Here is a 19,261-nt window from a genome sequence, read left to right as displayed (position 1 = left end):
CCCAACGAGAGTTTTGTGCCTGGTGTTCAGACGTGTGCACTACCGATGGGGGCCAAGCGCCCCGCCGCGCCCCCCCGGGCGGGACGGCGCGGCGCGTGCGGTCACCTGCCGGCGGCCGGAGTCACCTGCCGGCGGCCGGGGTCACTTGGCGGCGGCGGCCGCCGCGTCGACGGTCGCCCGGAGGGCGGCCGGGTTCATGAACTGCGTCGAGTCGAGCTGCTTGCCGTCCAGGAAGACCGACGGGGTGCCCTGGACGCCGCGCTCCTGCAAGGCGTACTTGGTCATCGCGTCGACCTGGGACTTCTTCTGCTCGTCCCGCACGCACTTCTCGAAGTTCGCGTCGGTGACGCCGACGTCCTTGCCCCACTTCACGAGGTCGTCGGGCGAGAAGCCCTCCGAGCCCTCGGCGGGCTGGAACCGGAAGAGCGCGTCATGGTAGGAGATCCACTTGTCGGCCGGGACGCACAGCGCCGCCTCGGCCGCGCGCAGCGAGTTGATCCGGATGGGATCCTCCTGCTGGCCGAACAGGTGGAACGGCCGGTAGACGACCTTGACCTTGCCCTTCTCGGCCAGTTCCAGGACGGTCTCGCCGGTGGCCTCCTCGAACTGCTTGCAGACCGGGCACTGGAAGTCCTCGAAGACCTCCAGCACCGGCTTGGTCACCCCGGGCTGCGCCATCACGATCGAGCCGTCGTCCTGGCGGCTGAGCGGGGCGAGCGCGCCCTGGTGGACCTCCGCGCGGCCCTGCTTGCTCTGGTAGTCGACGATCAGGACGGTGCCGACCACGATCACCGCCACCGCGACCACCGATCCGAGGACGATGGCGAGCAGCCGCCGCTGCTTCTGCCGCGCCGCCTGCCGCTTGCGCTCGGCGGCCAGGCGCTCTCTCGCGGACCGCTCCCGTGCGGCCTTGCTCATGTGCTCTCCAATGCGTGAGGGCCGCGCCGCCACCGTGGGGCGCGGTCACGGTGAGGTTAGTCGACCTGACCGATTCGTCGGAATTCGTCGATCAAGACGAGGACGAACAGCAGGACGGTGATGGCGTGCACCCCGGTGCACCACAGGCAGATCTTGTGCAGGAGCGCCAGCTCCACGGTCACGAGGTAGACGACGAACAGCACGCCGACCGCGGTGCTGGCCACCCGGCCCCACCGCAGCGGCGGCCGCGCCGACCGCAGCGCCCACGGCGTGATCAGCGCCCCGAACGCGACGAAGAACGCCAGGCCCAGCAGCGGCATGGGGATCCCGGCCAGCGTCGAGTACTCGCTCGTCGTGACCGCGTGGCAGTCGACGGTCTTGGACGCCGAGCACACCAGCGCGCCCTCGTCGTAATGCGTGACCGTCAAGTAACCGGAGATCCCGAGCCCGGCGATCGTCAGCACCCACGCCGGGATCAGGAACCACGCGGGCGGGGGCGGCTGCGGCGCCGCCGTCTTGTCCCGGCCCTTCGCCGTCATCTCTTGCGTCATCGTGATCCTTCCGGGGACCGCTCAACCGGCGAACACACCCTACGGGAGAGCGCGGCACCCACGAAGCATGAACTCGTCGGCACCCGGCCGACGTTCCCGGCGCGCCGGGAACGCCGGCGGAGACGGGCGGTCTTCCGCCTCCGCGGACACGGTCAGCGGCCGGAGCGGACGCCCTCCGCGAGTTCCTCGGTGAGCGCCCGCACGCCGGCGAGCCCGGACGCGAGATCGGGGGCGTCCAGAATGCGGCGGATGAACGCCGAACCGACGATCACACCGTCGGCGAACCCGGCGACCTCCGCGGCCTGGGCGCCGTTGCCGACACCGAGCCCGAGGCCGACGGGCAGGGCCGTGCCGCCCTTCTCGATGATCGCCCGCGTCCGCTCCACCAGGCGGGGCGCGCCGGTGTCGACGGCGGAGCGGGCGCCGGTGACGCCCATCAGCGACGCCGCGTACACGAACCCGCGGCACACCCCGGTGATCTTCTCGATGCGCTCGTCGGTGGAGCTGAGCGCGACGAGGAAGACCCGGTCGAGGCCGTGGCCGTCGGACGCCTCCAGCCAGGCGCCGCCCTCCTCGGGCGTCAGGTCCGGCGTGATCAGCCCGGCGCCGCCGGCCGAGGCCAGGTCGCGGGCGAACGCGCCGACACCGTGATGATCGACGGGATTCCAGTACGTCATGACGAGCGTCGGGACGCCGGTCGCGGCCACGGCCTCGACCGTCCGGAACACGTCGGCGACGCGGATGCCGCCGACGAGCGCCTGGTGCACCGCGTCCTGGATGGTGGGGCCGTCCATCATCGGGTCGGAGTAGGGCAGCCCGATCTCGATGACGTCGCAGCCCGCGTCGACCATCGTCTTCGCGGTCTCGATCGCCCCCTCGTAGGTGGGGAAGCCGGCGGGCAGGTAGCCGACGAGCGCGGCCCGCCCCTCGGCCCTGGCCTTGTCGTAGGCGGCCTGGACGGTCACTTTCCCTCTCCTTCGGGCATCAGGCCGAAGAAGGTGGCGGCCGTGTGCATGTCCTTGTCGCCGCGTCCGGACAGGCACACGACGATCGTGGCGTCCGGGCCGAGCGCCTTCGCCAGCTCGGGGCCGGCCTTGAGCGCCCCGGCGAGCGCGTGCGCGGACTCGATCGCCGGGATGACGCCCTCGGTGCTGCACAGCAGCGAGAACGCCTCCATCGCCTCCGCGTCGGTGATCTCGCGGTACTCGGCGCGGCCGGAGTCGTGCAGCCACGAATGCTCCGGGCCGACGCCGGGATAGTCGAGGCCCGCGGAGATCGAGTGGGTCTCCATGGTCTGCCCGTCGTCGTCCTGCAGCAGGTAGGTCCGCATCCCGTGGATGACGCCCAGCGAGCCGCCGACCAGCGTCGCGGCGTGCCGGCCGGTGGAAACGCCCTCGCCGCCCGCCTCGAACCCGTACAGCCGGACGGACTCGTCCGGGACGAAGGCGTGGAAGATGCCGATCGCGTTGGAGCCGCCGCCGACGCAGGCGACGACGGCGTCCGGGAGGGCGCCGGTCAGCTCCAGGCACTGCCGCCTGGCCTCCACCCCGATGATCCGCTGGAAGTCGCGGACCATCATCGGGAACGGATGCGGGCCCATCACGGAGCCGATGCAGTAGTGGGTGTCGTCGACGGTGGCGACCCAGTCGCGGAACGCCTCGTTGCAGGCGTCCTTGAGGGTGCGGCTGCCGGTCCGCACCGGGACGACCTCGGCGCCGAGCATCCGCATCCGGGCGACGTTCAGCGCCTGCCGCTCGGTGTCGACCTCGCCCATGTAGACGGTGCAGGTCAGGCCCAGCAGCGCCGCGGCGGTGGCGGTCGCGACGCCGTGCTGGCCCGCGCCCGTCTCCGCGATCACGCGGGTCTTGCCCATCCGCCTGGTGAGCAGCGCCTGCCCCAGCACGTTGTTGATCTTGTGGGAGCCGGTGTGGTTGAGGTCCTCGCGCTTGAGCAGCACGCGGGCCCCCGCGTGCTCGGAGAAGCGCTTCGCCTCCGTCAGCAGGCTCGGGCGGCCCGCGTAGTTCGCGAGCAGGTCGTCCAGCTCGGCGGTGAAGGCCGGGTCCTGTTTGGCGGTCTCGAACTCGCGGGTCAGCTCGTCCAGCGCCGCCATCAGCGCCTCGGGGGCGAACCGTCCGCCGAACGATCCGAAATGGCCCGTCGCGTCGGGCCCGGCACCGCGCGCGGTGTCGATGGTCATGAGAAAACGCGTCCTGTCATACGAGTGGGGGCTGGTCCGGTCAGTGACTCACAAAGCCCCGCCATCGCCCCCGGAGCGGCTCCACCTGCATGCCCGTAACCCTATCGACTCATGCGGGCGAACGGCCCCGCACCCGTCAGCCGCTCTGCCGCAGCGCCGGATGGGCGCCCGCGGCGACCAGGTCGGCGACCGCCGCACGCGGATCCCTGCCGATCACCAGGCTCTCCCCCACCAGCACCGCGTCGGCGCCGTTGGAGGCGTAGGCCAGCAGATCATGCGGCCCCCGCACGCCGGACTCGGCGACCTTCACGACGTCCTTGGGGATGAGCGGCGCGACCCGCGCGAACACCCCGCGGTCGACGTGCAGCGTCCGCAGATCCCGCGCGTTCACTCCGATGACCTTGGCGCCCGCCTCCACCGCGCGGACCGCCTCCTCCTCGGTGTGCACCTCGACGAGCGGGACCAGCCCCATCGACTCGGCCCGCTCGACCAGCGACACCAGCGCGTCCTGCTCCAGCGCGGCGACGATCAGCAGCGCCATGTCGGCGCCGTTCGCCCGCGCCTCCCACAGCTGGTACGAGGTGACGATGAAGTCCTTGCGCAGCACGCAGACGCCCACGTTCGCGCGGACCTCCGCGAGATCCTCCAGGCTCCCGCCGAACCGGCGGCGCTCCGTCAGCACGCTGATCACCTTGGCGCCGCCCGCCTCGTAGTCGCGGGCCAGCGCCGCTGGGTCGGCGATCGCGGCGAGCGCGCCCTTGGACGGGCTGCTGCGCTTGACCTCGGCGATCACCGAGACCCCCGGTCCGCGCAGCGCGGCGAGCGCGTCCAGCGCGGCGGGGGCGGCGGCCGCCTTGTCCTTCAGGACGTCGAGCGGAACCTCACGCTGCCTTCCGGCGAGATCGGCCCGGACGCCCTCGATGATCTCGTCCAAAACGCTCAAGGTCGCAGGCCCCCTATTTCAGGTCGTTCCGTGCACCGATCGTAGCCGCTGCCGTCGTCCGCCCGAGGGGCGGCCCCGGACCCCGGGCTGCGCGGCACGAGTCTGTTCGCTCTGCTCGCCGGGTCTTTCGCCGCCGGGGCCGGGGTTCGACGCCGGTGGGCTGCGGAGGTGGGTCAGGGTGCCAGTGCCTGGGCGAAGGGGAGGTTGCGGACGACCCAGTAGACGGCGAGCAGCCCGACGAACGAGTACGCCACCGGGGGCCTGAACAGCAGGGTCCGCATCGGTTCGCCGCGCGCGGCCAGCACCGTCCACCGCACGTACAGGTAGCCGAAGACCGGCAGCAGGACGAACAGCAGGGGGTTGAGCCCGAAAGCGGTGCCGACGTCCCCGTGCGTGAGCGCGTGGACGAGCCGCATCATCCCGCAGCCCGGGCAGTAGTAGCCGGTCATGAGCAGGAACGGGCAGCTCGGGTAGTGCCCCGCCTCATTGGGGTCCCGGAACGCCACGAGCAGGATCGCCGCGGCGGCGCCGCCGAGCACCGCCGCCTGCGGAAGCAGCGCCCGGCCGCGTCCCCTGGCGGGCGGGTGCGGGTGGGCCGGCGAGCAGGTCACGCCGCCAGCCTAGTGACCTCCCGGCGCGAGCGGCCCGCCGCGCGGTCCGGGGTCAGGCGTCCAGGACGTAGCCGACGCCGCGGACGGTTCTGATGGGGTTGCGTTCGCCCAGTTTGGCGCGGAGCTGGGCGACGTGGACGTCGACGGTTCGGCTTCCGGCGCCGGCGCCTGGGCCCCAGGCGGCGTCGAGGAGCTGTTCGCGGGTGTAGACGCGGCCGGGGTTGCCCATCAGGAATTCGAGGAGGTCGAATTCGGTGACGGTGAGGGTGACGCGGCGGTCGCCGATGACGGCGACGCGGCTGCGGGGGTCGAGGGCGAGGGGGCCGGCGCGCAGGGGGCCCGGCGTTTCCGCGGGGGCGCAGTGGCGGAGCGCCTCGGCGACGGCGGCGACGAGGACGCGAGGGCCGAAGGGGCGGTCGACGCGGTGTTCGCCGAGCGCGCGGGCGATGGCGGGGTCCAGGGGGCCGGTGACGGCGACGACGGGGGCGGGGCGGGCGGCCTCGGTCACGCGGCGGTACAGGTCGGCGGGCAGGGCCGAGGCGGACAGGTCGAGGACGACCACGTCCGGGCGGCTGCGCCGGGCGGCGGCGGGAGCGCGGGCGGGGTCGGGCTCGATCTCGACGTAGAAGCCTTCGCGGGCCAGGTAGCGGCGCTGCAGTTCGGCGACGGCGGGGTCGTGCTCGACGACGAGCACGAGACCGCCGCCGTCGGTGTTCACGGCCGGCCGTTCTTCTGGGCGGTGGGGTCCTCGCCGCGGTCGAGGGTCTTCCACATGGCGGACGGGTCGTCGTCCTCGGCCGCCGGCCTGCTCGGCGCCGCGCGTTCGTAGCGGGCGGACATGCCCGGCCAGCCCGCGCCGCGGACCGCGGTGACGAGGCCCCCGGCGGCGAGGAGGACGCCTCCGGCGACGGAGACGATCCACCACAGGTTCACGTCGAGGGCAGGGTCGCCGCCGAGGGACAGCAGGGCGCTCTTGTCACCGGCGGCGGACAGCGCGTTCGAACGCTGGACGGCGGCGGCCGAAGCGTAGGCGATGCCGGCGCCGAACAGGGCGATGAGGACGCCGACGCCCGCGCGGACGCGGCCGCGGGTGGCGAACAGGGCGGCGAGCCCCGCGAGGCCGGCCAGTCCGAGGGCGCCGGCGGCACCGCCGAGGTCGCCGCCGGTGAGGTCCCGGGTGAACGGGGTGATGGCGTCTTCGGCCCTGACGGTGACCCAGGTGCGCCCGGCGGCGAGCAGGGCGAGGCCCGAACCGGCGGCGCACAGCAGCGCCGTCAGGCCGCGTTCACGCCGGGGGTTCATCGTCCGCGCCCGGTCATAGGGCGGCGGCGGGTCGTTCTCCGACCGCGGCGGGGAGGACGTCGGCGTCCCAGCAGGTCCGGTCGCCGGTGTGGCAGGCGGCGCCGACCTGGTCGACCTTCACCAGGATCGCGTCGGCGTCGCAGTCCAGCGCGACGGACTTGACCCACTGCTGATGGCCGGAGCTCTCGCCCTTCACCCAGTACTCCCGGCGGCTGCGCGACCAGTAGGTGCAGCGGCCGGTGGTGAGGGTGCGGTGCAGGGCCTCGTCGTCCATCCAGCCGAGCATGAGCACTTCGCCGGTGTCGTACTGCTGGGCGATGGCGGGGACGAGACCGTTCGGATCGCGCTTCAGCCGATCGGCGATCTCGGGGTCCAGGCCGGAGGGTCGAACTGACATGGATCCGATCCTATGGCAGTGCTCCCGCTGGGCCGAGGCGGGTGACGCCCGCGGCATGCCCGGCCGTCGCCCGGGCCGCGCGGCGGCACCGTGAAACGACAGAGCCCGCCCTCCCCTGGATCGGGCGGACGGGCTCTGACGTACGACTACGGGTGTTACAGGGGGACGACCTGGTCAGCCTGCGGACCCCGGTTACCCTGCGTCACCTCGAACTGGACGCGCTGATTCTCGTCCAGCGTGCGGTATCCGGAGGACTGGATGGCCGAGTAGTGCACGAAGACGTCCGGCCCGCCGCCGTCAACGGCGATGAATCCGAAGCCCTTCTCGGCGTTGAACCACTTCACGGTGCCCTGCTGGGGCATGTCTTTCTCCTTGCGGCAAAACCTGGGCCCACACCTCGCGGGCCCGTGCGGTCGCTGCGGCACGCTCTCGCCCCCGGTACGGTCCCGGAAAAGCCAAAACGCCCGCTGCCATCAGTCCGCGGGCGTCTGGACAAACGATCGAGAACCACGACTGCAACCGACCGCCCCACCGTATCACCGGTTCCGCGTAAAGCGGAGGAGCAACAAGGGACCTGATTCTCCTCCCGGCGAACCCTGCCGTTACCTGCCCGTTAAAGACTCCAACCGGTCTCGGTCAGGGTCTTGACAGCGTCCGTCGCCCCGGTGAGCCGCACCTTCGCGACGTCCCGGCGGCCCAGTGCCCACAGGACCAGTTCGCCGACGGGGCCGTGCACGCGCACGGCTCCGCGGGTGCCGCGGCCGCGTCCGGACACGCGCGCGCTCCGGCCGTCGGGCTGGACGAGCGTTACCTCGACATGAACCTTTCTTAGGACAAAGCGGGCTATTTTTATCCTCCGCCAGAGCACTTCCTCAAGTGCCGGCGAGATGTCCCGCGGCTCCCAGTCCGGAGCCGCACGCAGGATGTCCTCATGGTGAACAAAGAACTCAACGCCGTTGGCGATTTTGTCCACGCCGGGAAGAGCGTACGGCGAGAACTTCGGCGGTCCCTGCCGAAACCGTTCCACCAGCCTGTCGAAGGGGACGGCGCGGGCCGTCCGGCGCCGTACACGCTCGGTGTAGAAGGACAGCGGTGACAGCAGTATCCCCGGGGCCGCGTCGAGGCGGCCCTCGCGGACGACGAGATGGGCGGCCAGGTCGCGGGCGTCCCACCCGGCGCAATTGGTGGCCGCCTCCGGCCCCGCCTCCGCCAGGGCGGCGGCCAGCAGCAGGCGTTCGCGGCGGACGGGATCGGGAGCGGACGGGGCGGGGCCGTCCTCGGGCGTGCTCATCGGCTGATCGTAAGCTGCGGCCGGGCGCCCGGGAATAAGCGCGGGGGCCGGATCGTCAGTGATACTCAGGCCCGCAATCCCCCACGGCCCCGTTCGCGGGGGGCGTTCCCGGGCGCCGCCGTGTTCGAGGAGTCGCCGTGCCACCTGCGTCCAGACGCGTCAACCAGCGCGTCCTCCGCGACGGGATGGCAGTGCTGTGGGTCGCGGTGAAGGCCGAGCCCCGGGTGTTCACGCTGTCGGTGCTCGCCAGCGTGCTGTACGCGGCGATGACCGTCGCGAGCGCGCAGGTCCTCGGCTGGGCGGCCGAGGACGTCGTGCTGCCGGCGTTCGAGTCCGGGCGCACGACGGCGGGCGCGCTGGCCGCCGCGGCCGCCGCGATCCTGGCCGTGGCGCTGCTGAAGGCGATCGGCGTCGCGGGACGGCGGTTCTACGCGGGCCTCATGCAGTACCGGCTGCAGGCCCGGTACCGGCGCTCGGTGACCCGGCAGTACCTGCGGCTCCCGCTGGCGTGGCACCACCGCCATCCGGCCGGGCAGCTGCTGTCGAACGCCAACGCCGACGTGGAGGCGGTGTGGGCGCCGATCGCGCCGCTGCCGATGGCCGTCGGCGTGGTGTTCATGCTGCTGATCGCGGCGGTGTCGATCCTGTTCACCGACCTCGTCGTCGCCGGCGTCGGGTTCCTGGTGTTCCCCGCCATCGCGCTGATCAACGTCGTCTACCAGCGCCGGCTGTCGCCGGTCGCGACCCGCGCGCAGCAGCTGCGCGCGGAGGTCAGCGAGGTGGCGCACGAGAGCTTCGAGGGCGGCCTGGTCGTCAAGACCCTCGGCCGGGAGGGCTCGGAGACCGAGCGGTTCACCGAGCGGGCGGAGGCGCTGCGGGACGCGAACGTGGCGGTCGGCCGGATCCGCGGGCTGTTCGACCCGGTGCTGGAGGCGCTGCCCAACCTGGGCGTCCTCGCCGTCCTGCTGATCGGGTCGATGCGGCTGCAGTCGGGGGCGATGTCGCCGGGCGACCTGGTGAACGTCGCGTACCTGTTCACGCTGCTGTCGTGGCCGATCCGGGCGCTGGGCTGGGTGCTGGGCGAGGTGCCGCGCAGCGTCGTCGGCTGGGAGCGGGTCCGCGGCGTCCTGGACGCGAGCGGGTCCCTCCCGTTCGGGGACGGCTCCCTGGACGGTTCCGGCGGGGCGACGGCGCTGGAGGTCCGGGAGGTGCGCTTCGCGTATGAGTCCGGCGACGGCGAGGCGGCCGGGGACGGCGCCGGTACGGCGGAGCGGCGCGTCCTGCACGACGTGTCGTTCGCCGCGTCGCCCGGCCGGACGATCGCGGTGGTCGGCCCGACGGGCTCGGGCAAGTCGACGCTCACCTCGCTGCTGGTCCGGCTGGTCGACCCGGCGGACGGATCGGTGCTCATGGACGGCACGGACCTGCGGGACGTCCGGCGCGGCGGGATCGCCGCGACGGCCGCGCTCGTCCCCCAGCAGACGTTCCTGTTCGACGACACCGTGCGGGGCAACGTGACGCTCGGCCTGGACGTCCCGGACGAGCGGGTCTGGGAGGCGCTCCGCCTCGCCCAGGCCGAGGGCTTCGTCGCGGCGCTCCCCAGCGGTCTCGACGCGCTGGTGGGCGAGCGGGGGACGACGCTGTCGGGCGGGCAGCGGCAGCGGCTCGCGCTGGCGCGGGCCCTGGTGCGGCGCCCCCGGCTGCTCGTCCTGGACGACGCCACGTCCAGCGTCGACCCGCAGGTGGAGGCCCGCATCCTGCAGAACCTCCGGGACGCGCAGTCCGGCGACGGGGACGCCGGCGCGACCGTCCTGGTCGTCGCCTACCGCAAGGCCACGATCGCGCTGGCCGACGAAGTCGTCTACCTGGAGCACGGCCGCGTCACCGCACGCGGCGCGCACGCGGAACTGCTGGAGAGCTCCGAGGGCTACCGCAACCTCGTCAACGCCTACGAGCGGGCCGAGGCGGAGCAGGAAGCGGTCGAAGGCGGCGAGGGGGCCCTGGCATGACGATCACGAAGAGCGCCGAGGAGAGCGGCACGAGCCCGGACGGCACGCCTCCGGACGGGACGAGCCCGGACGGCGGGGGGCTGAGCGAGACCTCGACGACCGAGGGCGCCATCAGCACGCTCAAGCGGGGAATCCTGCTGAGCCCCGAGTTCGTGGTCGGCCTGACCGGGACGCTGCTGCTCGCGCTCGTGTCGACGGCCGGACGCGTGGTGGTCCCCATCGCCGTCCAGCAGACGATCGACAAGGGCCTGGGCGGGGCCGGCGGCCCCGACATCGGCTTCATCCGGTCGGCGGTGCTGCTGTGCGCGGTGGCCGTGCTGGTGACGGCCGTGTGCGCGTACCTGATGAACGTCCGGCTGTACAAGACGTCGGAGGGCGGCCTGGCGGAGCTGCGGACCAAGGCGTTCCGGCACGTGCACGACCTGTCGATGCTCACCCAGAGCGGCGAGAAGCGGGGCTCGCTGGTGTCGCGGGTGACGAGCGACGTCGACCAGATCAGCCAGTTCATGCAGTCGGGCGGGCTGATGTTCATCGTCTCGATCGGGCAGCTGTTCGTGGCGAGCGCGCTGATGGTCGTCTACTCGTGGCAGCTGGCCCTGCTGGTGTGGGCGGCGTTCCTTCCGCTGGGGTGGGCGCTGCGCCATTTCCAGCGGATCCTCTCGGCGGCCTACATGGGCGTGCGGGAGCGGATGGGCGACATGCTGGGCGCGGTCAGCGAGTCGGTGGTCGGCGCCGCGGTGATCCGCGCGTACGCGTCCGAGGAGCGCACCGGGCGGCGCGTGGACGAGACGGTGGAGGCCCACCGCCACGCCCAGACCCGCGCGCAGGCCATGGTCGCGCTCACCTTCCCGGTCAGCGAGCTGGTCGCCGCCGCGGCCACCGGAGCCGTCGTCATCGCCGGGACGATGCTCGGCATCGCCGGGCGGCTGACGGCCGGTGAGCTCGTCGCGTTCCTGTTCCTGGTCACGCTGTTCGTCAGCCCGATGCAGACGGCCACCGAGGTGTTCAACCAGGCGCAGAACGCGATCGCGGGGTGGCGGCGGGTGCTCGGCGTGCTGGACACCGTCCCGGACGTCGCCGACCCCGGCGACGGCGGCGAGACGCTGCCGCGCGGCCCCATCGAGGTGAGGTTCGAGTCCGTGGGGTTCGCCTACCCGGGCGGTCCGCCCGTCCTGCACGACGTGAGCGTCGACATCGCGCCGCGCAGCCGCGTCGCGATCGTCGGGCAGACGGGGTCGGGCAAGACGACGTTCGCCAAGCTCCTCACCCGGCTCATGGACCCCTCGTCCGGGCGGGTCCTGGTGGACGGCGTGCCGCTCGACCGCATCCGGTTCTCGTCCCTGCGCGAGCGGATCGTCATGGTGCCGCAGGACGGTTTCCTCTTCGACGCCTCGCTGGCGGACAACATCCGCTACGGGCGCCCGGACGCCTCCGACGAGGACCTCGTCCTGGCCCTCACCGAACTCGGCCTCGCCGACTGGCTCGACGGCCTGCATGACGGCCTGGCCACGCCCGTCGGGCAGCGCGGCGAGTCGCTGTCGGCGGGTGAGCGGCAGCTCGTCGCGCTGGCCCGCGCCTACATCGCCGACCCGGACCTGCTCGTACTGGACGAGGCGACCTCCGCCGTGGACCCCGCCACGGAGGTGCGGATCCAGCGGGCGCTCGACGGCGTGACCCGGGGCCGCACCGCGATCTCGATCGCGCACCGGATGTCCACGGCGGAGGCGGCCGACGAGATCATCGTCTTCGAGGCGGGACGCATCGTCCAGCGCGGCCCCCACGCCGAACTCGTGGCCCGGCCGGGCGTCTACGCCGACCTCCATGGCTCCTGGATCGCCCAACGGGCCCTGTAGCCGGCGCGGTCGCCTGCGGAAACACCGCTAAAGGACTTGCCCGATATCTGGTCTGGTGCGCATTCTGCTGGGGTGAGCAACGGAGTCGTGTTGGAATCGGCGGGCACGCTGCACGGTCAGCTGCAGCGGGGGCTCGGGAGGGCCGCGCGGCGCGCGGCGGACAAGCGGGGCGCGGGCGAGTACGTCTACGACTGCGTCCGGCGGGACCCGCGGTGGGACCGCCAGTGCGAGTCGCGGCGGCTGTACTACGCCCGGTTGATGGTCGATCTGGAAATGCCGGCGGGGCCGGTGGCGGCGCACCTGTTCGACCCGTCCGACCATGTCGACGGCGACGACGAGTGGCGGGTGGACCTGGCGCTGGGCGTGCTGGCCGACCTGGTGCGGCTGAGCCGGCGGGAGGCGGCGAGACCGCTGCGGCGGTACGCCGAGGAGGGCGCGCAATGGTTCGACGCGGTCGAAGAGCTGATCGACCTTGCGGATCCGTCACTGACCATCGGTTTGGACGAGCTGGTCGCCGCCCGGTGCGACGACTCCGACCTGGCGCTGCTGATCCCGGCCCACCACAACCCCGTGATCGAGACGTGGGCGGCGCGGCAGCCGCGCATAGCCGAGGCCCGGGCGCGCCAGCGGGAGGCCGGCAGGGCGGCGCGCAGGGCCATGGTGGCGGCGCCGGGGCGGGACCGGCAGAGCGAGGACGAGCTGCTGGACCTGGCCAGGCGCCGGGGCGAGGGCGCCATCGCGGCGATCTTCGAGCTGGGCCGGCGGCGGACGCTCGCGCTGCTCGACCTGGCGGAGGAGCTGCTCCCCCGAGGCGATCATGAAGCGGGACCGAGCAGGTACGGCGGCGCGGTGAGCCGGGCGCTGCGGGAGTACGGGCCGGAGACGCTGCCGCGGGCGCGGGCGTGGGCGGCCGAACGCGGCGGCTGCGCGGACATGGGGCTGAGCATCCTCGCCCGCTACGGCACCCGCCAGGACGTCCCGCTCCTCATGGACGAGCTGCGCACGGCCCTCGACCGGCGCGAGTGGCGGGCCGCCGCGAACCCGATCGAGGGGCTCGGGCGGCTACGCGCCGGTGAGGCCGTCCCCCTGCTGAAGTCCGCTTGGACCGAATCCCCCTACGCCTTCTTGAGACCGCGAATATTGACAGCGTTGACCCGCACGGCCCCGCATACGGCGGAGGCCTACACCGTCGAGGGGTTGTGGGACTGCGAGGAAGGGGCGCGGCGCGAGGCCGCGCAGTTCGCCCCCCTCACCCGTGAGACGCGGATCCGGCTGCAGCGGCTGCACCACGACACCGCCGAGGAGACCGACGTCCGAACCGCCGCGGCGGCCCGGCTGATGACCTGAGCCGTCCGGTGAACCTCTCCGGGGCGGGGCGCGTATTCAACTCCCGAATCGCGCATCTCACCCCGGAGGATCAGCGATGGCTTCCCGACACCACCTCGGCACGAAGAAGCAGGCGCTGCTGTGCGCCGCCGCCGCCCTGGCGCTGCCCCTTGCGGCGGGCTGCGGCGGCGCGGACGCCTCGGACGGCAAGACCGCCGAGCCCGCCAGCCTGCAGGAGCTCGCCGAGCAGACCGACTGCTCCGTGACCGGCAAGCGGAAGGTGGCGGACATGGAGCAGGGGAACTGCAAGAACGACCTGGGCCAGTACGTCCTGCTCAGCTTCACCACCGACAAGAACATGAACGCCTGGCTGGAGGAGGCCAAGCCCTGGGGCGGCGTGTACCTGGTCGGCGCGCGCTGGGTGGTGGTGAGCAAGGAGAAGACCCTGCAGACGATCCGCAAGGACCTCGGCGGCAAGATCGTGCACGGGGACTCCCACAGCTGGGGCAACAAGTCCGGCGGGAAGGGCTCCGGCGGGCACGGTTCCGGCGGGCATGGCTCCGGCGGATAGGGCTCGGGCGGATAGGGCTCGGAGCATGCCTCGCCTGGGGCGGGCGGCCTTGTCAGACGGCGTGCGTGTCGTCCTCACCGCGCACCAGCAGGACGCCCCAGCGTTCGAGGGCGGGCCCGGTGCGCGCCAGGACGCGCCGCGCGGCCAGGCCGCGGCCGATCATGCCCGGGTGCCACAGCGGATGCCGGGGGCCGTCGACGACGACGCGGACGGCGGCGACCGGCCGGGAGCCGGCCCGCGCGGCGACCACGGCCGACTCCATGTCCGCCACCCGTGCGCCCTGAGCCGCCCAGATCGCCCGCTCCCTGCCGCGGACGACGCGGTCGGTGGTCACCAGCGGCCCGACCTGCACGCTGAGGCCGTCCCGGATGAGCTCCTCGGCGAGCAGGTGCGGCGCGCTGCACGGCACCGGGCCGGTGTCCGGGGCGGTGCCGCGGATCTCGTCGGCGACCAGGACGTCCCCGGGCCGCAGGCGCTCGTCGAGCGCGCCCCCGAAGCCCATCGTGACGAGGGCGGCGCAGGAGTCAGGCAGCCGGTGGGCGTACCGGGCGCGGTAGCCGACGACCACGACCGGCGTGCGGGCGAGGCCGCGGCGGACCGCGCGGGCCTCCATGCGCAGCGCCGCGCACACCACCGGACCCACCATGGGCCGCGACTCCACGGCATCGTCACTGGTCACGGTTCCAGCGAAACACGATGTCACCTGGAGATCCAGTTCCGTCACCGTGAGGTACCAGATCCGTCCCGCGCGAATCCGCCTTCCGGGGGGCGCAGCCGTCCGGCGGTCCCCCTTAGACTCCCCGCATGAGACCCTTTCCCCTCCGGCGGAAGCTGGCCGTCCTTCCGTTCGTCCTGCTGCCGCTCGGCGCCGCCGCCGGCTGCGGCGGTGAGAACGCCACCACCGAATGCAGCCTGAACGCGTGCACGGTGACCTTCGACCGCGGCGTCGAGGCGAGCGCCTCCATCCTCGGTGTGAAGGCCGAGCTGGTGAAGGTCGAGGGCCAGATGGTGACCCTCAAGATCGCGGGACAGACCGTGACCGTGCCGGTGGGCGAGGGCGAGCAGGCCGAGGGCTTCGACGTCTCGGTCCAGTCGGTCACCCAGGACAAGGTCGTCGTCAAGATCGCCAATGGCGGCGGGGGCGGCTGACCCCGCTAGGATTCGTTCATGCGTTCGATGAACGTGGCGGAGCGCCGCGCCAGGCTCGGTCTCCGCCACCGGCTGTCCCCCCAGACCAGGACCGACGACGTCCCCGACATCGCACGGTCCATGGTGGTGCTGCACGCCACCGACCCGGCCACCGTGTTCCTGTCGGTCGCGGCGCGCAGCGTCGACGCCGCCCCGGAGGCGGTGGAACGGGCCCTGTACGACGACCGGACGCTGCTGCGGATGCTCGCGATGCGCCGGACGATGTTCGTCGCGCCCGTCGAGCTCGTCCCCGTCCTGCAGGCGTCCACGGCGAACGCTCTGGCCGCCAAGCAGCGCGCCACGTACGCGCGGATCATCGAGCGCGGCAGCGACCTGCCCGACGTCCCCACCTGGTTCGCGGAGGCCGAGGAGGCCGCGCACCGGGCCCTGCTGGCGCGCGGGGAGGCGACGGGCGCGCAGCTCGGCGCCGACGTGCCCCTTCTGCGGACACAGGTCGACCCCGCCCCCGGCAAGTCGTACTCCAAGCCCACGAACGTCACCACGTGGATCCTCGTCACGCTCGGCTGCGAGGGCCGCATCGTCCGGGGGCGCCCGAACGGCACGTGGATCAGCAGCCAGTACAAGTGGTCGCCCGTGGAGTCCTGGCTGCCCGGCGGCATCGAGGACGTCCCGGCCGGCCCCGCCCGCGCCGACCTCGTCCGCCGGTGGCTGCGGGCGTTCGGCCCCGCCCCGGTCTCCGACCTCAAATGGTGGACGGGCTGGAACGCCGGTGACGTCGCCAAGGCCCTCGCGCTCCTCGACGTCACCGAGGTCGATCTCGGCGGCGGCACCGGTGTGGTGCTGTCGGACGACCTGGAGCCGGTGCCCGCCCCGGAGCCGTGGGCGGCGCTGCTGCCCGCCCTCGACCCGACGCCGATGGGCTGGCGGGAACGCGGCTGGTTCCTCGGCGACCACGGCCCGCGGCTGTTCGACAAGAACGGCAACATCGGGCCGTCGGTCTGGTGGGACGGCCGCATCGTCGGCGGCTGGGCCCAGCGCAAGGACGGCGAGATCGCCGTCCGCCTGCTGGAGGACGTCGGCGCCGACGCGGAGGCCGCGATCCGGCATGAGTCAGGGCGCATGTCGGCCTGGTACGGCGACATCCGCGCGACCCCCCGTTTCCGTACGCCCCTGGAACGCGAACTCACGTCCTGACCCGCGTAACGGGCCCCGCGCGGGTCAGAAGCCGTGGAGGACGGCGGCTCTGCGCTTGGCGCCGCCGCGGCGGACGAGGGTGACGACGAAGGCGACGACGGCGAGGGCCCCGAGGCCCAGCGCGCAGAGGACGGCGAACCCCAGGTAGGCGTGGGCGGTGTCGTCCGGAGTCACCATGATCGGGCCTTCGGTGCCGCGGCACCGGAACATCGCCGTCCCCGACACGGGCGCCTCGAACGTCGCGGTGTAGCGGTAGGACGTGTGCTCGGTGGCGCTCCAGGAGTTCTTCCTGGTCAGCTGGACGGGGCCGGTCCGCTCCCCCACCTCGACCGAGCACGCGAAGGGGGAGGACTCTCCGATCCGCACGTAGACGAAGTAGCCGTACCCGTCCGAAAGCTGGAGCCGCACCCCGGCCACGGGGTCTCCGGTCGCCGACGGGCCGTCCGCGACCTGGGAGTCGTCCCACAGGAACGCCAGCACGGTGAAGAACCCGGCGATCGCCACGAGGATCAGGACGACGGGCAGGGCGTACCAGCCGGCGCCCGGCCTGATCTGCTGCGCCTGGGTCCAAGACGGGCCCGCCTCGCCCCGCCCCGTGGGCGGCGGTCCGATCGGTGGGTTGGACCCGGGCCACATCAGTGTTCCCCCCTCGCAGAGCCGGTTGTGCGGAAACGCAACGATCCCAGACAAGTTTGCACGCCGCCAGAGATGCCTTTTGTAAGGGGCTGCTGATCGCCCGGTTTCGGGCGGGTCTCCAACGGGGCGCCGGCATGTCCGACCGGCGGCCGTTCGCGGGGGCGCGGCGATTGCAGGCGGCCGGAACGGATACCTTACTAGGTAGTAGCAACCGACGGCGCGCACGGAGACAGCCGTCTGGGAGACAGCATGGCCCCGTGGGACCGACTGCCCGCACCACCGATCCGGCTCCGCCGCCCCCGCGGACTCGCCCCCTACACCGTCGAGCGCGACCTGCCCGTCACCATGCCGGACGGCGTGACGCTCCTCGCCGACCGGTACGTCCCGAGCGGCGTGCACCGTCCGCCCACGATCCTGGTGCGGACCCCGTACGGGCGGCGCGGTCCGGCGGCGCTGGCCAACGGGCTGCTGTTCGTCCCGTTCGGATTCCAGCTGGTCGTGCAGAGCGCGCGCGGCACATTCGGTTCGGGCGGCGAGTTCGACCCGCTCGGCAGTGAACGCGACGACGGCCTCGCCACCGTGGAGTGGCTGAAGAAGCAGCCGTGGTTCAACGGCACGTTCGCCACCTACGGCGCCAGCTACCTCGGCTACTCCGCATGGGCGGTCGCGGCCGAGGCGGGACCGGAGCTGAAGGCGATGTCCGTGCAGATCACCGCGTCCTCGTTCCGCGACGCCGCCTACGTCGGCGGCTCGTTCGCGCTGGAGTCCACCCTCACCTGGACCGACCTCACGCACCGGCAGAAGCAGCCTTTCGGGCTGCTGACCGCGCCGCTGCTGTCGCGCCGCCGCGCCGTCCGCGCCGCCCGCTCCGGCCGCCCCCTCTCCGAGCTGGACGTGCTGACCGGCGGGGAGCAGATGCGGTTCTACCAGGACGTCCTCGCCAACCACACGGCCGTCGACGGCTACTGGGAGAGCCGCGACTTCAGCGGGACGGTCGGCGGCGTCGAGGCGCCCGTCAGCCTCCTCGGCGGCTGGTACGACGTGTTCCTGCCGTGGCAGCTCAGGGACTATCTCGCGCTGCGCGCCGCGGGGCACTCCCCGTACCTGACCATCGGCCCCTGGTGGCACACCGACGCCCGGCACGGCCTGCCGTCGCTGCGCGAGTCGCTCGCCTGGTTCCGCGCCCACCTGCTGGGCGACACGTCCGGGCTGCGCACCGACCCCGTCCGCGTCTATGTGACGGGCGCCGGGGAGTGGCGGCACTACCGCGACTGGCCGCCGCCGGGGATGCGCCAGGCGCGGTGGCACCTGCACGCCGGCCACGGCCTCGGCGAGGACGGCCCGCGGGACGCCCCCGCCAGCACCTACCGGTTCGACCCGGCCCGCCCGACGCCCGCGCTCGGCGGCCCTACCCTGCTCGGCAGCTCCCGCCCGGTCGACAACCGGCCGCTGGAGCGGCGCCCCGACGTCCTGGTGTTCACCTCCCCCGCCCTGGCCGCCGACCTCGACGTCATCGGCCCGGTCGGCGCCGACCTGTTCGTCCGCTCCGACCGCGAGCACACCGACTTCATCGTCCGGCTCTGCGACGTCGCCCCGGACGGGACGTCCCGCAACGTCTGCGAGGGCGGACTGCGGCTGCCCGCCGCCGCGGACAAGCCCGTCGGGACCGCCGGCGTCCGCCGCATCGCCGTCGACCTGTGGCCGACCGGGCACCGGTTCGCACGCGGCCACAGGGTCCGCGTCCACGTCACCAGCGGCGCCCACCCCAAGGTCGCCGCCAACCCCGGCACGGGCGAGCCCCTCGCCACCGCGACCCGGATGGTCCCCGCCCACCAGGAACTCTTCCACGACCCGGACCACCCCTCAGCGATCATCCTCCCCATCGTCGAACGCTCCCCGGAAGCCGTCCTCCCAGCCCCCACCGAGGAATCTCTCCCGTAAACCCCGAGCCCCGGCAGGTTCACCCCAGCCACCAGAGCACAATTCACACGACCGCACACGCCCCAGCACCGAAGAACACACAACCCGCCAAACCGGGCCCCGGCAGATTCAACCCAGCCACCGGAGCACGGTTCGTGCGGCCGGAGGCGCCCCAGCGCCGGAGGTCGCACGAACCGCCGAGCCGGGCGACCGCAGCGACACGACACCGACCGAGACGGTCACAACAATGCGAAACCGTGTCGTGAGGATCGACCGGCTCGCAACGGGGGTTCCAGGGCCGGCGCCGACGAGGCCGTCGTCGTCGACCCGGGCCCCAAGGACGGCAAGCACCTGCGGCGCGTCCTGGAGACCGTCGAGGCCCAGGGACGCCGC

Annotated in this window: 21 protein-coding genes; 7 read left to right on the top strand and 14 right to left on the bottom strand. The window is 73.0% G+C overall.

Annotated elements, in window-relative coordinates; all coding sequences use genetic code 11:
• Positions 1 to 141: 141 nt before the first annotated feature.
• The 11 genes from AB0C35_RS44940 to AB0C35_RS44890 form a co-directional block, all read right to left on the bottom strand.
• Positions 142 to 918: a thioredoxin domain-containing protein gene (locus AB0C35_RS44940; protein WP_358470449.1), complete on the bottom strand. Its 777-nt coding sequence runs from the start codon at positions 916 to 918 to the stop codon at positions 142 to 144.
• Between the two features lie 56 nt (positions 919 to 974).
• Positions 975 to 1,469 carry a vitamin K epoxide reductase family protein gene (locus tag AB0C35_RS44935; protein WP_358470446.1) on the bottom strand — a complete coding sequence of 165 codons (495 nt, stop codon included), beginning with the start codon at positions 1,467 to 1,469 and terminating at the stop codon, positions 975 to 977.
• A 152-nt stretch (positions 1,470 to 1,621) separates the two neighbouring features.
• On the bottom strand, positions 1,622 to 2,434 hold the full coding sequence (gene trpA / locus AB0C35_RS44930; protein WP_358470443.1) for a tryptophan synthase subunit alpha: 813 nt from the start codon (positions 2,432 to 2,434) through the stop codon (positions 1,622 to 1,624).
• Entirely contained in the window at positions 2,431 to 3,666 is a 1,236-nt protein-coding gene (gene trpB, locus AB0C35_RS44925) for a tryptophan synthase subunit beta (protein WP_358470440.1), read from the bottom strand. The genes trpA and trpB overlap by 4 nt, the downstream gene beginning before the upstream one ends.
• A 136-nt stretch (positions 3,667 to 3,802) precedes the next feature.
• Positions 3,803 to 4,609 (bottom strand): indole-3-glycerol phosphate synthase TrpC, encoded by an 807-nt coding sequence (trpC, locus tag AB0C35_RS44920; RefSeq protein ID WP_358470437.1) that lies wholly within the window; start codon positions 4,607 to 4,609, stop codon positions 3,803 to 3,805.
• Between the two features lie 173 nt (positions 4,610 to 4,782).
• The gene (locus AB0C35_RS44915; RefSeq protein WP_358470434.1) at positions 4,783 to 5,220 is read right to left on the bottom strand and encodes a DUF2752 domain-containing protein; all 438 of its coding nucleotides are present in this window, start codon (positions 5,218 to 5,220) and stop codon (positions 4,783 to 4,785) included.
• A 52-nt stretch (positions 5,221 to 5,272) separates the two neighbouring features.
• Positions 5,273 to 5,938 (bottom strand): response regulator transcription factor, encoded by a 666-nt coding sequence (locus AB0C35_RS44910; protein ID WP_358470431.1) that lies wholly within the window; start codon positions 5,936 to 5,938, stop codon positions 5,273 to 5,275.
• Positions 5,935 to 6,522, bottom strand: coding sequence for a Trp biosynthesis-associated membrane protein (locus tag AB0C35_RS44905; protein ID WP_358470428.1), 588 nt, complete (start codon positions 6,520 to 6,522; stop codon positions 5,935 to 5,937). The genes AB0C35_RS44910 and AB0C35_RS44905 overlap by 4 nt, the downstream gene beginning before the upstream one ends.
• Positions 6,523 to 6,535: 13 nt before the next feature.
• Positions 6,536 to 6,919: a phosphoribosyl-AMP cyclohydrolase gene (gene hisI, locus AB0C35_RS44900; protein ID WP_358470425.1), complete on the bottom strand. Its 384-nt coding sequence runs from the start codon at positions 6,917 to 6,919 to the stop codon at positions 6,536 to 6,538.
• Positions 6,920 to 7,074: 155 nt separating this feature from the next.
• Positions 7,075 to 7,281 carry a cold-shock protein gene (locus tag AB0C35_RS44895; RefSeq protein ID WP_018657218.1) on the bottom strand — a complete coding sequence of 69 codons (207 nt, stop codon included), beginning with the start codon at positions 7,279 to 7,281 and terminating at the stop codon, positions 7,075 to 7,077.
• Positions 7,282 to 7,532: 251 nt separating this feature from the next.
• Complete coding sequence (locus AB0C35_RS44890; protein ID WP_358470422.1) at positions 7,533 to 8,210, bottom strand: TIGR03085 family metal-binding protein; 678 nt, start codon at positions 8,208 to 8,210, stop codon at positions 7,533 to 7,535.
• A 185-nt stretch (positions 8,211 to 8,395) separates the two neighbouring features.
• Between AB0C35_RS44890 and AB0C35_RS44885 the strand changes: the two genes are divergently transcribed.
• The 4 genes from AB0C35_RS44885 (at position 8,396) to AB0C35_RS44870 (ending at position 13,969) form a co-directional block, all read left to right on the top strand.
• Positions 8,396 to 10,219 (top strand): ABC transporter ATP-binding protein, encoded by a 1,824-nt coding sequence (locus AB0C35_RS44885; protein WP_358470452.1) that lies wholly within the window; start codon positions 8,396 to 8,398, stop codon positions 10,217 to 10,219.
• Positions 10,216 to 12,072 carry an ABC transporter ATP-binding protein gene (locus AB0C35_RS44880; RefSeq protein WP_358470420.1) on the top strand — a complete coding sequence of 619 codons (1,857 nt, stop codon included), beginning with the start codon at positions 10,216 to 10,218 and terminating at the stop codon, positions 12,070 to 12,072. Before AB0C35_RS44885 ends, AB0C35_RS44880 begins: the two co-directional genes overlap by 4 nt.
• A gap of 72 nt (positions 12,073 to 12,144) precedes the next feature.
• Positions 12,145 to 13,419, top strand: a complete 1,275-nt coding sequence (locus tag AB0C35_RS44875) for a hypothetical protein (RefSeq protein ID WP_358470417.1) — start codon at positions 12,145 to 12,147, stop codon at positions 13,417 to 13,419.
• Between the two features lie 76 nt (positions 13,420 to 13,495).
• Entirely contained in the window at positions 13,496 to 13,969 is a 474-nt protein-coding gene (locus AB0C35_RS44870; protein WP_358470415.1) for a hypothetical protein, read from the top strand.
• 52 nt (positions 13,970 to 14,021) lie between these two features.
• On the opposite strand, the gene AB0C35_RS44865 is transcribed toward AB0C35_RS44870, so the two are convergent.
• Positions 14,022 to 14,648 (bottom strand): hypothetical protein, encoded by a 627-nt coding sequence (locus AB0C35_RS44865; protein ID WP_358470412.1) that lies wholly within the window; start codon positions 14,646 to 14,648, stop codon positions 14,022 to 14,024.
• 125 nt (positions 14,649 to 14,773) lie between these two features.
• On the opposite strand from AB0C35_RS44865, the gene AB0C35_RS44860 reads away from it, so the two are divergent.
• Together AB0C35_RS44860 and AB0C35_RS44855 are read left to right on the top strand one after the other, a co-directional pair.
• Positions 14,774 to 15,118: a hypothetical protein gene (locus AB0C35_RS44860; RefSeq protein WP_358470410.1), complete on the top strand. Its 345-nt coding sequence runs from the start codon at positions 14,774 to 14,776 to the stop codon at positions 15,116 to 15,118.
• 18 nt (positions 15,119 to 15,136) lie between these two features.
• A complete protein-coding gene (locus AB0C35_RS44855; RefSeq protein WP_358470407.1) occupies positions 15,137 to 16,312 on the top strand; it encodes a winged helix DNA-binding domain-containing protein in 1,176 nt (391 codons plus the stop codon).
• A 24-nt stretch (positions 16,313 to 16,336) separates the two neighbouring features.
• Here the strand turns inward: AB0C35_RS44855 and AB0C35_RS44850 are convergent, their stop codons facing one another.
• Positions 16,337 to 16,948: a hypothetical protein gene (locus AB0C35_RS44850; protein WP_358470404.1), complete on the bottom strand. Its 612-nt coding sequence runs from the start codon at positions 16,946 to 16,948 to the stop codon at positions 16,337 to 16,339.
• A gap of 249 nt (positions 16,949 to 17,197) precedes the next feature.
• Between AB0C35_RS44850 and AB0C35_RS44845 the strand changes: the two genes are divergently transcribed.
• A complete protein-coding gene (locus tag AB0C35_RS44845; RefSeq protein WP_358470401.1) occupies positions 17,198 to 18,889 on the top strand; it encodes a CocE/NonD family hydrolase in 1,692 nt (563 codons plus the stop codon).
• 108 nt (positions 18,890 to 18,997) lie between these two features.
• Here AB0C35_RS44845 and AB0C35_RS44840 read toward each other — a convergent pair.
• Positions 18,998 to 19,261, bottom strand: a 264-nt coding sequence (locus tag AB0C35_RS44840; RefSeq protein WP_358470398.1) for a hypothetical protein, incomplete at its 5' end; no start/stop codon positions are given.

This window comes from Spirillospora sp. NPDC048819, assembly GCF_040650055.1.
In the GTDB taxonomy this organism is placed as follows: Bacteria; Actinomycetota; Actinomycetes; order Streptosporangiales; family Streptosporangiaceae; genus Spirillospora.
The sequence above is the reverse complement of the archived record's forward strand: the minus strand, read 5'-3'. Positions and strand labels throughout refer to the sequence as shown.

Bases quoted from the DNA above. Each gene is read 5' to 3' on its own strand.
- AB0C35_RS44845 (WP_358470401.1), top strand. From the start codon at position 17,198: ATGGCCCCGTGGGACCGACTGCCCGCACCACCGATCCGGCTCCGCCGC.
- AB0C35_RS44880 (WP_358470420.1), top strand. From the start codon at position 10,216: ATGACGATCACGAAGAGCGCCGAGGAGAGCGGCACGAGCCCGGACGGC.
- trpB (WP_358470440.1), bottom strand. From the start codon at position 3,666: ATGACCATCGACACCGCGCGCGGTGCCGGGCCCGACGCGACGGGCCAT.
- AB0C35_RS44895 (WP_018657218.1), bottom strand. From the start codon at position 7,281: ATGCCCCAGCAGGGCACCGTGAAGTGGTTCAACGCCGAGAAGGGCTTC.
- hisI (WP_358470425.1), bottom strand. From the start codon at position 6,919: ATGTCAGTTCGACCCTCCGGCCTGGACCCCGAGATCGCCGATCGGCTG.
- AB0C35_RS44870 (WP_358470415.1), top strand. From the start codon at position 13,496: ATGGCTTCCCGACACCACCTCGGCACGAAGAAGCAGGCGCTGCTGTGC.
- AB0C35_RS44855 (WP_358470407.1), top strand. From the start codon at position 15,137: ATGCGTTCGATGAACGTGGCGGAGCGCCGCGCCAGGCTCGGTCTCCGC.
- AB0C35_RS44935 (WP_358470446.1), bottom strand. From the start codon at position 1,469: ATGACGCAAGAGATGACGGCGAAGGGCCGGGACAAGACGGCGGCGCCG.
- AB0C35_RS44940 (WP_358470449.1), bottom strand. From the start codon at position 918: ATGAGCAAGGCCGCACGGGAGCGGTCCGCGAGAGAGCGCCTGGCCGCC.
- AB0C35_RS44905 (WP_358470428.1), bottom strand. From the start codon at position 6,522: ATGAACCCCCGGCGTGAACGCGGCCTGACGGCGCTGCTGTGCGCCGCC.
- AB0C35_RS44885 (WP_358470452.1), top strand. From the start codon at position 8,396: ATGGCAGTGCTGTGGGTCGCGGTGAAGGCCGAGCCCCGGGTGTTCACG.
- AB0C35_RS44860 (WP_358470410.1), top strand. From the start codon at position 14,774: ATGAGACCCTTTCCCCTCCGGCGGAAGCTGGCCGTCCTTCCGTTCGTC.
- AB0C35_RS44850 (WP_358470404.1), bottom strand. From the start codon at position 16,948: ATGTGGCCCGGGTCCAACCCACCGATCGGACCGCCGCCCACGGGGCGG.
- AB0C35_RS44890 (WP_358470422.1), bottom strand. From the start codon at position 8,210: ATGAGCACGCCCGAGGACGGCCCCGCCCCGTCCGCTCCCGATCCCGTC.